Source organism: Mycobacterium dioxanotrophicus (assembly GCF_002157835.1).
Lineage (GTDB): Bacteria > Actinomycetota > Actinomycetes > Mycobacteriales > Mycobacteriaceae > Mycobacterium > Mycobacterium dioxanotrophicus.
Map to the genome: position 1 here is coordinate 94,891 of NZ_CP020812.1, position 11,447 is coordinate 106,337.

An 11,447-nucleotide genomic window follows, 5' to 3' on the forward strand; every position below is an offset into this window, starting at 1 on the left:
CTATGCGGGTACGGCGGTGGCTTCTCAAGAGGAGCTGATCGGTGCGGTTATGTCTGCGGTAGAGGCACGATGGTGCCGCCGGTCTCGGCGGCGTAGGCGGCTGCTTCGGGGCGCTCTGCTTCGGTGAAAACCTTGATCGCTGAAGGGTTTCCGGGGACGCGGACGAGGATGATGGCGCTAAGTGAAAGTGCTCAGTCTCGCTAATTGAAAGTGCCCAGTTGGCAGCGGTGGTTCGGCGTGTCGTCGGACTGCTTGTCGGGGTTCTGCTCATCGTCAGCGGAGTTGTGTTTCCGCTGATGAATGGGAGGGCCGTCGTTTGCTGTCGCTGGAGGGTGATGTGGAAGCGCATGCGCTTCGGGAGCAGGGTTGGTCGATATCGGCGATCGCTCGCCATCTCGGGATCAATCGCCGAACCGTTCGGGCCTATCTGGCTGGGGAACGAGTACCCGGGCAACGCCAACGCTCTGAACCGCTGGTGATCGATCCGTTCGTCGAGTACTGCCGGATCCGCCTGGCTGACGATCCGCACCTGTGGGCCTCAACCCTGTTCGACGAACTCGTCGAGCTAGGTTTTACCGGCTCGTATCCGTCGCTGACCCTGGCAATCCGAAACCTGGGGCTGCGACCGCATTGCGAGCCGTGTCAGTCGGTCAAGGGCCGCGACGTCGCGGTCATCGATCATCCGCCCGGGGTCGAGACTCAGTGGGACTGGGTCGAGCTGCCCGATCCACCAGCATCGTGGGCGGCTGACCGGCATGCCCACCTGCTGGTCGGGGCGTTGGCCCATTCGAGCCGCTGGCGCGGGGCGCTGGCCCCGGCGAGGACTTCGCGCACGTCGTGGAAGCGATCGAGGCGGTCAGCATCCGGTTGGGTGGGGTCACCCAGCGGTGGCGGTTCGACCGGATGGCCACGGTATGTCATCCCGAATCGGGCCGGATCACCGCGGCGTTCGCCGGGGTGGCCAAACACTACGCTGTCGCCGTCGATGTGTGCCCGCCACGACGGGGCAACCGCAAGGGTGTGGTGGAGAAGTCCAATCACGCTGCCGCCCAACGCTGGTGGCGCACCGTCACCGACGACACCACGATCGAGCAAGCCCAGGCGTCGCTGGACCGGCTGTGCGTGAAGCTCGACGGGCGCCGCCGGCGCCGCGACGGGCAGGCCACCACCGTCGGCGCCCTGGCCGATGCCGAACCACTACGGTCACTGCCGACGGGTTCGTATCCGGCCGAGTTGACCGAACACCGCATCGTCACTCCACAAGCGTTGGTGTCCTGGCGGGGCAATCAGTACTCGGTGCCGCCGGGGCTGGCCGGGGCCACGGTGACCGTCACCCACCGCCTGGGCTCTGACACCGTGCAATTGACCACGGCATCGGGAGCCGTTGTTGCCGCGCACCGCCGCGCGGTCGACGGCAGCGGCGCGGTGGTGCGCGATGCGGTCACGTCGTCGCGCTCGAACAGGCAGTGCTATCGGGGTTCTCGACGGCCAGGCCTTGCACTCATAAGACCCGGCGACCGCCCTCGGTGGCCGCCGTTGCCGAGGCCGCGCGGCTGCGTGGTGCCCGGCGAACGATCCCGCCCAGAAGGTAGTGATCGATCTGGCCGTCTATGCGGCGACCGCAGCACGGCTATCCGTTGTTCCCCAACACCATCCAACCGAACAGAACCAGGAGTAACCCCTTGAGCAAAACCGTCCCACAGATGAGCGAAGCCCGCCGATACCAACAACTCCGGGCACATCTGTCCTATCTGAAACTCGGCGACGCAGCCGAAGCGCTACCCCGCATCCTCGATGCCGCCCGCGCCGAAAACCTGTCCCTGACCGCCGCTTTGGAGCGGCTGTTGGAGATCGAGGTCAACGCCACCGAAGCCCGCCGGCTGACCTCACGGTTGCGGTTCGCCTGTCTGCCCGAACCCTGGACCATGGCCGATTTCGATTTCGCCGCCCAGCCCGGGGTCGACGCCAAACTGATCAACGACCTGGCCAGTCTGCGCTTCCTCGACGACGCGGCCAACGTGCTGTTCGTCGGCCCACCCGGGGTCGGCAAGACCATGCTGGCCGTCGCGTTGGCCCGCGGCGCGGTCGAGGCCGGCCACCGGGTGTATTTCACCACCGCCGCCGACCTGGCGGCCCGCTGCCACAAAGCCGCCCTGGAAGGCCGCTGGCACACCTGCATGCGGTTCTTCGCCGGACCGAAACTGTTGGTGATTGACGAACTTGGCTACCTTCCGCTGCCCGGCGATGGGCATCCGCGTTGTTCCAGGTGATCAACCAACGGTATCTGAAGTCGAGTACGATTCTGACAACCAATGTTGGGATCGCTGACTGGGCAACCGCTTTCGGAGACGCCACCGTCGCAGCCGCCATGTTGGACAGGCTACTGCACCGCGCCACCGTGGTCGGTATCGACGGACCCAGCTACCGGCTGCGCAACCACCAAGCCACCGCCGAAACGATGCGTAAGGCGGTCGCCGCCCATGTCAGCTGAGACCCGTTCCTGCCAAGCCTGCTGGACCGAATTCACCGCCACCACACCGACCAAGATCTACTGCTCAGACCGCTGCCGCAAACACGCCTGGGAGCAACGCAAACACAGCGACACCGCCGCCACCGTCACCGAGGCCCGGCCACCCGCCCCACAGCCGGCCGCCACCCGTTCCTGCCCGCATTGCGGCGAACCCATCACCATCGTCGCTTTGCTGACCACTCCAGAAGCTGCCCGCCCCAGCACCCCCGGCGACGGCACAATCGTTCCCCTGCAACGACGAACCTGCTAACCTTAGCCACTCAAGCCAACTGGGCAATTTCGCTTAGCATCTCTGGGCAGTCTTCTTTAGCGCCATCAAGGATCGCGAAGTCGGCGATGGTGGCGTCGGTGTGTTTGCGGGGCTGGCGGGTGAAATGGTTTTCGCTCATGGCTGTGATTGTGCTCTCGGGTGCCGACAGGTTGGGGTCAGCGTTGGGGGCGGCGGCGGTAGTGGTCGGTGATGGGGCGGCCGTCTCTGGTGTGAGGGCGTACCCAAACCTGTCCTGGCACTGTGGGTCCGCGGTCTGGTGGGCGCCACGCGCCGGCGTGGTGGTCCCACGTGTAGCCGGTGTTGAGTTCCCCGGACAGTAGTGGGTTGAGCCAGGCGCTGACGGTATCGGCGGCGTTGTCGAGGTGGCGTAGGGGTTCGGGCAGTGAGGTGGTGGTGGCGATGCGGGTGTAGCCAGTAGACCAGTCGGCGGGTATGTCGATGGTGGTGGGAGGCGGTTGGGTTCGGGTTTGTGCGCGGCGATCCAGGGCGGTGCGCAGGTCGTCACCGTTGATGTCGACGGCGCCGGCGTAGAGGGTGAGATCGACGAGGTCGCGGTAGCGGTTGGTGGATCGTCCTGTCGTGTCGCGGTACATGACGCCGATGATCTTGTCGGCGAGTTGGCTTGCCAGTGGGTAGAGCGGGACGGCTGGTAGGGGCGACATGCCTTTGACGTCGGGGACTATCGGATTGGGTTGGCGGCGCTCGATGTCGCTGATGGGGATGGTGTCGGAGGCGACGTCCACGGCGAAGACCGCGGCGCGGTCGGCGCCGATGGTGGCGGTGATGCGCAGTTTGGTGCCGTTCATGACGCCGGTGAACGGCTCAGCAGTGTCGACGGTGTAGTCGAACGGGTCGAGGTCGCTGAGGCCGGTGTGGGTGGCGATGTCATCGAGGACCTGGTGGCGGTCGCTGCGCCCTGGCTCGGTGGCGGTGAGGTCGAGGTCTCGGGTCGCGCGGGCTCCGGGGACACGGATGAGCATGCCGATGCCGCCGGCGACTACCCAGGGTGGCTCGTTGGCGTTGAATACGCGTGCCATGAATCGTTGAATGACGAACTGGCGCAACAGTTCGTGTGAGGGTTGTGGTGGCTGGGTGGTGCGTGCGTGGCGGGTGGCTCGGGTGCGTAGCGCGACCCAGAATGCTTGCTTGGTGCGGTATTCGTCGGCCCAGGTCATCGGCCGGTGAAGAGGAGTTCGTTGGCGGCGATGAGGTGGGCGGGAGCGCCTACGACGGTGAGGGCGTGTTCGATGGTGTCTCGGCCGGCGCCGTTGGTGAGTGGGTCGAGGGCGTCGGTGAGGTCGGTGATGTTGGTGAGGGCTCGGGTGAGCGTGTCGCGCAGGATGTCGCCGAGGTGGCCGGCGTCGATGCCGTCGGCGTAGAGGTCGGCGATGGTCTGGGCGATGGTGGTGGTGGGGATGCCGGCGACGAGTCGCCAGGGTGGCCACTGTCGGGGGACGTGAAATCGGATCCAGGGGTTGTTGGTGCGCCGGGGTGTGGGCACGGTGTAGTCGAGGTGGTCGGGCTGCAGTGTTCCCAGTTCATAGAGGTAGTGGGCCGCGGTGAGGTGGGATGCCAGTGGGCCTGGTGTGCCGGCGCGTAGCGCGTCGAGTCGTTCGCCGGCGAAGTGGGAGGGTTCGAGGGCTAGCCAGGTAGCTCGGACGGCGTCGAGGGTGATGTCGGTGGGTGTGCCGGCGAAGCGGTAGACCGCGCGGGTGTCGGTGTGGTGGATGCGGTCGGCGGCGCAGAGCTGGGTGATGCGTTTTCGGGTCATGCCGAGGCGGGTGGCCTGGGCTGCGGTGAACATGCCCCACTGGCCGGCCGCTTCCACGGCCAGCGCGAGTTCGGCGTCACGCATCCCGGACATGCTCTTAAAGATACCCTGATTAGGTATCAATTGGGTAGCTCAGGATTACTGTTGGTGGTGTGGTCGCCGGGGCGCGTGATGCAGGGTGCATCACGTGGTGGGTGTCGCGGCCCAGGTCCAGCGGGTCGGGTGGCGCCGGCGTAGAGCATGCAGGTATCCGTCCAGTCCGCCGTTGAATTGGGCGATCAGGCGGAGGTCGGGGCCCGCCTGGTGCACTGCAGCCTCGAGGAGGTGTTGTCGGCTCAGTCGGCCTGTGGGGTCGGCGAACTGTGCGCTGCATTCGCGGCATTGGAGAGTGCCGAACAGGATGGGAGTGCGGGATCCGCGTTCGACGAACCGTGCGGCCCTGATGTTGTTGCCGCTGATGAGGTGTAGGCCGGTGTCGAGGGCGAGGTGATCCACAATGTCGAGAACCTCATCGGGCGTTGCCCAGGAGCCGCCAGGGCGGCCTGGCGACCAGAGTCTGCCGCCGTTGCCGAATTCGCTGGCGTCCATCCACTTGGGGAGGAGCCGGAGGTACTCGTCGGTCGCGCCGTGCAGGCGCATGGCGGTGACAGTCTGATTCGGGACCAGTGTGACGGTCTGATTCGGGACCCACCCGGGCTTCGGCGTGGCGTCGTGACGGCTTGATCTGGACCCACTTCCGTGGCGTCAGGAGGACCCGCATCCAGCGGTCCTCGCGGCACCGGAAGTGGGTTTCGGGATGAGGGTGCGTGTGGAACTGTTCGCTGCGATCCGTCGGGACGCCCGGGTCGAGGGCATGTCGATCCGAGCGCTCGCACGCAAGCACCAAGTCGGACGCGGCACCGTTCGCCGGGCCCTCACGTCCGCGGAACCACCGCCGCGGAAGACCCCGGTGCGTTCCTCGCCCCGGTTGGATCCGTTCAAGTCGGCCATCGACGACATGCTCCGCGCCGACCTTGAGGCGCCGCGGAAGCAACGGCACACCGCCCGCCGGATCCACGTCCGCCTCATCGAGGAACACGACGCCATTGAGGTGTCGTACTCGACGGTTCGCGACTACGTCCGCATCCGCCGCACGCAGATCGGCCTCGAAGCTGGCCGCCGGGTCGAAGTCATGATCCCCCAGGAGCACGCGCCAGGCGCAGAAGCAGAAGTCGACTTCGGCGAGCTCTACGTCATCCTGGCCGGGGTGAAGACGAAGGTCTTCCTCTTCACATTCAGGTTGAGTTACTCCGGGAAGGCGGTGCACCGGATCTACGCCACCCAAGGCCAAGAGGCGTTCCTCGAGGGCCACATCGCCGCGTTCAACGAGATCGGCGGCATCCCCGCCCGGCACGTCCGGTACGACAACCTCACCGCCGCAGTCACCCGGGTCGTCAACGCGCGCGGTCGTGAGCGGGTAGAGAACGACCGCTGGGTGCTGTTCCGCTCTCACTTCGGGTTCGACGCGTTCTACTGCCAGCCGGGCATCGCCGGGGCACATGAGAAGGGCGGTGTGGAAGGCGACGTCGGCCGGTTCCGCCGCCAGCACCTCGTGCCCATGCCCGTCGTCGACTCGCTCGACGAGCTGAACGAGAAGGTCCGTGCCTTGGACGCCGCCGACGACCGCCGACGGATCTCGTCGCGGATCCGGACCGTCGGCGAGGACTTCGCGACCGAACGCGAGAACCTCGCGCCGCTCCCGGTCGAGGGGTTCGACCCCGGGCTGATGCTGAACCCGATGGTCGACCGCTCCGCGATGATCACCGTCCGCATGGCCCGGTACTCCGTCCCGGCGCGGTTCATCCACCGCCGCGTCCGCGTCTCCTTGCGCGCATCCGAGGTCGTCGTGTTCGACGGCCGACTCCAGATCGCCCGGCACGCCCGCGTCATCACAAGGGGTGGCCAGTCGGTGAACCTCGACCACTACCTCGAGGTGCTCAAGGGTAAGCCGGGCGCATTGCCAGGCTCCACCGCGTTGGCGCAGGCCCGCGAATCGGGGGCGTTCACGCCTGCGCATGAGGCGTTCTGGGCGAACGCCCGCAGGCGGCTCGGGGATGCGGTCGGCACCCGGGAACTGATCGACGTGCTCCTACTGCACCGCGCCATGGCCGCCGACGAAGTCGAAGCCGGGCTGCTCGCCGCAGTGAGCGTCGGTGCAGTCTCAGCTGATGTGGTCGCGGTCGAAGCACGCCTGCACACCACCCTCGCAGCGCCCACCGGGGCCAGTTCAGACCGTCATCCCGTTGCGCAGCCCAGCGATGGCGAACGACGAGATGGCGACGCCAAGCGCAGCCGGAAGGTCGTGTCCCTCACCGAACGCCTGCTGCTCGACCCGGCCGCGGTCATCGCCGGCCTCCCGCCCGACACCCGGCCGCTGCCGTCGATGGAGAAATACCAGCAACTGCTCGGCCGCCGCACCGGCACCGACCACCACCCCGACCCGATGAGTCCCGATGAGAGCGGAGCACCCCGATGAGCACAGTCACCAGCGTGACCACCACCTTGCGCCGCCGCCGCGGCCTGACCGAGGAAGCCGCCGTAGCGGCGGTCGACCAGGCCTGCCGGAGGCTCCGGCTCCCGACCATGCGGGCCCTGCTTGGCGACGCGGTCGCGGCGGCGAACAAGGACCAGTTGACCTACACCGGATTCCTCGCCGAGCTGCTCCTGGCCGAGTGCGACGACCGCGACCGTCGGTCCACCATCCGGCGCGTGAACGGCGCCGGGTTCCCGCGGAGCAAGTTCCTCGCGGACTTCGACTTCGACGCCAACTCGAACATCAACCCCGCCACCATCCACCAGTTGGCGACCGGCGAGTGGGTGCGGAAGGGCCAGCCGCTGTGCCTGATCGGGGATTCCGGCACCGGCAAGTCTCACCTGCTCATCGGCATGGGGACCGCAGCCGCGGAAAAGGGATTCCGGGTAAAGTACACCCTCGCCACGAGGCTGGTGAACGAGCTTGTAGAAGCAGCCGATGAGAAGCAGTTGGCCCGCACGATCGCTCGTTACGGCCGCGTCGACCTGCTCTGCATTGACGAGCTCGGCTACATGGAACTGGACCGCCGCGGCGCCGAACTCCTCTTCCAGGTCCTCACCGAGCGAGAGGAGAAGAACAGCGTGGCAATCGCGTCCAACGAGGGCTTCGCCGGCTGGACCAAGACCTTCACGGACCCGCGCCTGTGCGCGGCCATCGTCGACCGCCTCACCTTCGGCGGCAACATCATCGAAACTGGTACCGACTCCTACCGGCTGGCGTCGACCCGGTCAGGGAACGCGTCGCGGTGACGCAATCAACCGAGCCTGTTTCGTGCGCACGCCGCACCCGGTGGGCTGTCACTGCGTGCTGTCCCGCGTGGTCATCGGGCGCCCCCGAAGGATCCGGCGGCGTCGCTGGAGAACCCGAGCGCCAGCACTACCAGCGCAGACGCGGCAGCGAGCGCGCCGATGAGTGTCGCCCGTGTCTGGATCCAGCTGGAGACCACCGCGGAGACGTCAGTGAGTCCGCCACCACGGCCCGCGGCGACCGGGGCGTCGCTGGTGGCCGCCGGGTACCAGTACCAGGCCAGATAGGCGCCGGTGAGCAGCAGGACGACAGCGGTGACCCGTGGGCCATGGCGGGCCAATCGCGCGACGTGGCGGGTGAGTCCGCTGCCTGCCGCGGCGGTGGCCAGGGCGAGCAGCAGCAGGACGGTCGCCGAGCCAGCAGCGTAGACACCGAAGACGAGCAGGAGCCGGCATAGCTGTAGGTGGCCTGCGCCTGCGCGATGACCGCGAGGATCACCCCGAACGTGCACGACAGCGAAGCCAGCGCGTAGCCGACCCCAAACGCAGCCATCCGGGCAGTGGGTGGGAGTCCCGCGGCTGCCCGGCCGGGGATCCGAGGCACCCGCACCGAGACCGAGCGTCCGGCTAGCATCCACAGGCCGAGAACCACCAGCAGGATGCCGACGGCCAGGCCAAGCGACGGCGCGGCGCGAATCAGCCCTCGGGCGCCGGCGCTGACTACCAGGCCAGCTGCCGCGAGGGTGCCGGCGAACCCCACCGCCAACACGAGACCGGCCCGCAGCGCCCGCAGCAGCCGCACCGGGACCGTTGAGGCATCGGTGTCGCCGAGGGTGTGGGTGATCCAGGCCGGGAGTAGCGCGAACCCGCACGGGTTCACGGGCGCGACCATGCCGGCCGCGAAGGCGAGGGTGAGCAGTCCGCCCATGGGTCAGGCTCCGGCCTTTGCCAGTTCGGCGGTGATCGTCGCGGCGTCGGGGTCGGTGGCGCGGAAGGTCACCGTGCCGTCGGCGTCGACGACGATCAGGGTGGACAGAGCGGCCACCTCGAATCGCCGGGAGAGTGCCGCGCCATCGTCGATTGCGGCCGGTACGTGTTCGGCGTCGACGGACTCCATGAAGTCGCCGATCAGGGCCTTGGATTCGCCGGGGTCCATGTCGACGGCGAGGAAGCTTGCCACGGTGCCGGCGTTCTCGGCGGTGGTGGCGGCCTCGCCGAGGGACCGGACGCCGTTGACGCATTCGCCGCACCCGACGGAGAAGAAGAACACCGCGGTGGGCTTCCCGTTGGCGGGCAGGCTGATCTGCTGGCCATCGACGCTGGTCACGGTGGCGGGTGAACCGGAACCGGCGGTCGCGGGTCGGCACTGTTGCCGCAGGCGGTCAGGGTCAGCGATCCGGCGGCGAGTACGGCGGCGATCGAGAGCGCGGCGTGGTGGCGGCGGGTGATTCTCATCGGTTCTGCTCGTCCTTCGGTCGACGTTTTCGTTGGTGGGCATGGGCGGGCAGCAGCCGTGGCCGGCGGTGCGCCGCCGCGGCGGGAGATGGCAATCAGCGCGAGGATCGCCAGGGCGATCCCGGCGCCGATGACCCACGGTTGCGGAGGAACGCGCCGATACCGGCGATCGCGCCACCGGCGATGAGGATGGGGAGCAGGGCGCAACAGGCGACCATGAGCAGCGCGGCGCCGGCTCCGAGGAGCAGGCCGCTGCCTCCCGGGCGATCGTCGTGGTTGGACATCATCGGTGTTCTCATTCCTTCAGTGGTATGGGTCAGCAGCAGCTGTGGCTGTCGTCGGCCGCGGCGGGCGCCTGGAGGCGGTTGAGCAGGCCGGTGGCGAGGGCGGCCCCGATCCGGCACGCCTCGGCCACCGGGACCACTCCGCGCCGGGGTGCTCGGCCAGCCAGCCCGCGGCGTCCTCGGGGAGGTGAAGTAGTGCACCTGGTTGCAGAAGGAGGAACGGATCGAGGTGATCTGCTCCGGGTTCACCAGCGACACCACCGCGGTGGGCGGATCGACGCTGGTTGCACCTTCTGTGGGGTCGACGTTGACCCGAACCGGCTCGCCGCTGACCGGGGAGGCCGACTCCACCTTTGCCGGGCGGTCCAGCAGGGCGGGGAAGATCAGCGTGTCCAGCGCACACCAGGTGTAGAGCTCCTCACCGGCCACGGTGAACCGGTGCGGGGTGGGGCGCAGGGTGAGGCCCTGGCCGATGATCCGGCCCTGATCGTCGTACTCGGTGTCCGGCACCGCCGCGAGACCGCGCCGTACGTCATCGAGGGTGCGGCTCGCAGCCGCGGCGAGTTGCTCGACGGTGACGGGGTCGCCGTCGACGAGCAGCCGCAGCAGCGGATCAGCAGGCCGGCGTCAAGGCCGGTCTCCTCGGGTCGGGTGAGTCGTTGGGGCAGTTGGGTGCTGAGGTCCGACATCGCGGATGCCTCCTTCGTTGAGTGGGTGGGTGCGGGTCAGGCGCAGCAGGAGAGCTTGGAGACGTCGGTGGTGAAGGCCTTCGCGACGATCCGGATGCCCTCGGTCATGGTCAGGTAAGGCGCCCAGGCGTCGGCGACCTCGGCGATGGTCTTGCCGATGATGTGGACGCCCGCGGCGGCCAGTTCGCCGGCGTCCTTGGCGACCGCGGTCAGGCCGAGGATCTCGCCGGTGTCGGCGTTGGCGACCATCTTGATGAAGCCGCGGGTGTCCCGGTTGACCAGCGTTCGCGGCACGTATTCCAGCGGGAGCACCCGGCAGTCGCAGCGGATCCCGGCCGCGAGGACTTGGGCCTCAGTCATCCCGACTGCGCCGATCGCGGGACTGGTGAACGTGACCCGGGGCAGCCGCATGTAGTCCACCGACCGCTCGGCGTCGGTGAAGGCGTTCTCGGCGACCACGGTGCCGTGGTGGGCGGCGACATAGACGAACTCGGGGTGCCCGGTCACGTCACCGGCCGCCCAGATCCGCGGGTTGGAGGACTGCAGCTGGTCGGTGACCACGATCTCGCCGACCTCGCCAGTCTTCACCTCGACCGCGTCGAGGTTGAGCCCGTCGGTCACCGGTCGGCGGCCGAGAGCGACCAGAACCTCGTCGGCGCGGAACTCCTGCGCGCCACCGGAGACGTCCGCGGTCACCACCACCTGGCCGGTGGCGGCGTCGCGGGTCACGCGGGTCGGGACCGCTCGGCGGACCACCCGGATGCCCTCATCGGCGAAGACCTCCTGCAGCGCCTTGGAGACCTCCGACTCCTCCTTCGACGCGAGCCGGACCGAACCAGCAGGGTCACCGTCGACCCGAGCCGGCGAACAGCTGCGCCTGCTCCAGGGCCACGTAGCCACCACGAGCACCAGCAGCGAGTCGGGGACCTCGGTCAACTCCATCGCCGTAGTCGAGGTCAGGTACCCGGCCTCCTCCAACCCTTGGATCGGCGGGCCCAGGGACGGACCCGGTGGCCACCAGGTACTGCGCTGCCTCGATGGTCTCGACGCTGCCATCCGCCGCGGCGACCTCGAGCAGGGGCGAATCCGGAGTGCCGGCGAACGCGGCGTTGCCGCGGCGGACCTGCCA

8 protein-coding genes and 6 pseudogenes are annotated in these 11,447 nt (G+C 68.2%); 5 read left to right on the plus strand and 9 right to left on the minus strand.

Features of this window, described 5'->3' with window-relative positions:
- The first annotated feature begins 316 nt into the window (after positions 1 to 316).
- The 3 genes and pseudogenes from BTO20_RS41535 (at position 317) to BTO20_RS38625 (ending at position 2,780) form a co-directional block, all read left to right on the plus strand.
- Positions 317 to 1,678: pseudogene (locus BTO20_RS41535) on the plus strand (Mu transposase domain-containing protein).
- A gap of 25 nt (positions 1,679 to 1,703) precedes the next feature.
- Positions 1,704 to 2,491: pseudogene (istB, locus tag BTO20_RS38620) on the plus strand (IS21-like element helper ATPase IstB).
- The gene (locus tag BTO20_RS38625; RefSeq protein WP_087072533.1) at positions 2,481 to 2,780 is read left to right on the plus strand and encodes a hypothetical protein; all 300 of its coding nucleotides are present in this window, start codon (positions 2,481 to 2,483) and stop codon (positions 2,778 to 2,780) included. The pseudogene istB (BTO20_RS38620) and the gene BTO20_RS38625 overlap by 11 nt, the downstream one beginning before the upstream one ends.
- A 10-nt stretch (positions 2,781 to 2,790) precedes the next feature.
- Here BTO20_RS38625 and BTO20_RS41200 read toward each other — a convergent pair whose 3' ends face one another.
- From BTO20_RS41200 to BTO20_RS38640, 4 genes are all read right to left on the minus strand, one after another.
- Complete coding sequence (locus tag BTO20_RS41200; protein WP_269770373.1) at positions 2,791 to 2,919, minus strand: hypothetical protein; 129 nt, start codon at positions 2,917 to 2,919, stop codon at positions 2,791 to 2,793.
- A gap of 37 nt (positions 2,920 to 2,956) precedes the next feature.
- On the minus strand, positions 2,957 to 3,976 hold the full coding sequence (locus tag BTO20_RS38630) for a nucleotidyl transferase AbiEii/AbiGii toxin family protein (RefSeq protein WP_087083865.1): 1,020 nt from the start codon (positions 3,974 to 3,976) through the stop codon (positions 2,957 to 2,959).
- Positions 3,973 to 4,665: a hypothetical protein gene (locus tag BTO20_RS38635; RefSeq protein WP_011896204.1), complete on the minus strand. Its 693-nt coding sequence runs from the start codon at positions 4,663 to 4,665 to the stop codon at positions 3,973 to 3,975. The genes BTO20_RS38630 and BTO20_RS38635 overlap by 4 nt, the downstream gene beginning before the upstream one ends.
- Before the next feature lie 90 nt (positions 4,666 to 4,755).
- The gene (locus tag BTO20_RS38640) at positions 4,756 to 5,211 is read right to left on the minus strand and encodes a hypothetical protein (protein ID WP_198344636.1); all 456 of its coding nucleotides are present in this window, start codon (positions 5,209 to 5,211) and stop codon (positions 4,756 to 4,758) included.
- 157 nt (positions 5,212 to 5,368) lie between these two features.
- On the opposite strand from BTO20_RS38640, the gene istA reads away from it, so the two are divergent.
- Complete coding sequence (gene istA / locus BTO20_RS38645; RefSeq protein WP_008720624.1) at positions 5,369 to 7,087, plus strand: IS21 family transposase; 1,719 nt, start codon at positions 5,369 to 5,371, stop codon at positions 7,085 to 7,087.
- A complete protein-coding gene (istB, locus tag BTO20_RS38650; RefSeq protein ID WP_006246577.1) occupies positions 7,084 to 7,893 on the plus strand; it encodes an IS21-like element helper ATPase IstB in 810 nt (269 codons plus the stop codon). The genes istA and istB (BTO20_RS38650) overlap by 4 nt, the downstream gene beginning before the upstream one ends.
- Positions 7,894 to 8,012: 119 nt before the next feature.
- Here the strand turns inward: istB (BTO20_RS38650) and BTO20_RS38655 are convergent.
- The 5 genes and pseudogenes from BTO20_RS38655 to BTO20_RS38675 form a co-directional block, all read right to left on the minus strand.
- Positions 8,013 to 8,818: pseudogene (locus tag BTO20_RS38655) on the minus strand (cytochrome c biogenesis CcdA family protein); the annotation flags it as partial.
- Between the two features lie 3 nt (positions 8,819 to 8,821).
- A pseudogene (locus tag BTO20_RS38660) lies at positions 8,822 to 9,345 on the minus strand (TlpA family protein disulfide reductase).
- Between the two features lie 95 nt (positions 9,346 to 9,440).
- Positions 9,441 to 9,644 (minus strand): hypothetical protein, encoded by a 204-nt coding sequence (locus BTO20_RS38665; RefSeq protein WP_198344637.1) that lies wholly within the window; start codon positions 9,642 to 9,644, stop codon positions 9,441 to 9,443.
- A gap of 17 nt (positions 9,645 to 9,661) precedes the next feature.
- A pseudogene (gene merB / locus BTO20_RS38670) lies at positions 9,662 to 10,318 on the minus strand (organomercurial lyase MerB).
- A 36-nt stretch (positions 10,319 to 10,354) separates the two neighbouring features.
- Positions 10,355 to 11,447 (minus strand): annotated as a pseudogene (locus BTO20_RS38675) (FAD-dependent oxidoreductase); the annotation flags it as partial.

Bases quoted from the DNA above. Each gene is read 5' to 3' on its own strand.
- istB (WP_006246577.1), top strand. From the start codon at position 7,084: ATGAGCACAGTCACCAGCGTGACCACCACCTTGCGCCGCCGCCGCGGC.
- BTO20_RS38665 (WP_198344637.1), bottom strand. From the start codon at position 9,644: ATGAGAACACCGATGATGTCCAACCACGACGATCGCCCGGGAGGCAGC.
- BTO20_RS41200 (WP_269770373.1), bottom strand. From the start codon at position 2,919: ATGAGCGAAAACCATTTCACCCGCCAGCCCCGCAAACACACCGACGCC.
- BTO20_RS38640 (WP_198344636.1), bottom strand. From the start codon at position 5,211: ATGCGCCTGCACGGCGCGACCGACGAGTACCTCCGGCTCCTCCCCAAG.
- BTO20_RS38630 (WP_087083865.1), bottom strand. From the start codon at position 3,976: ATGACCTGGGCCGACGAATACCGCACCAAGCAAGCATTCTGGGTCGCG.
- istA (WP_008720624.1), top strand. From the start codon at position 5,369: ATGAGGGTGCGTGTGGAACTGTTCGCTGCGATCCGTCGGGACGCCCGG.
- BTO20_RS38625 (WP_087072533.1), top strand. From the start codon at position 2,481: ATGTCAGCTGAGACCCGTTCCTGCCAAGCCTGCTGGACCGAATTCACC.
- BTO20_RS38635 (WP_011896204.1), bottom strand. From the start codon at position 4,665: ATGTCCGGGATGCGTGACGCCGAACTCGCGCTGGCCGTGGAAGCGGCC.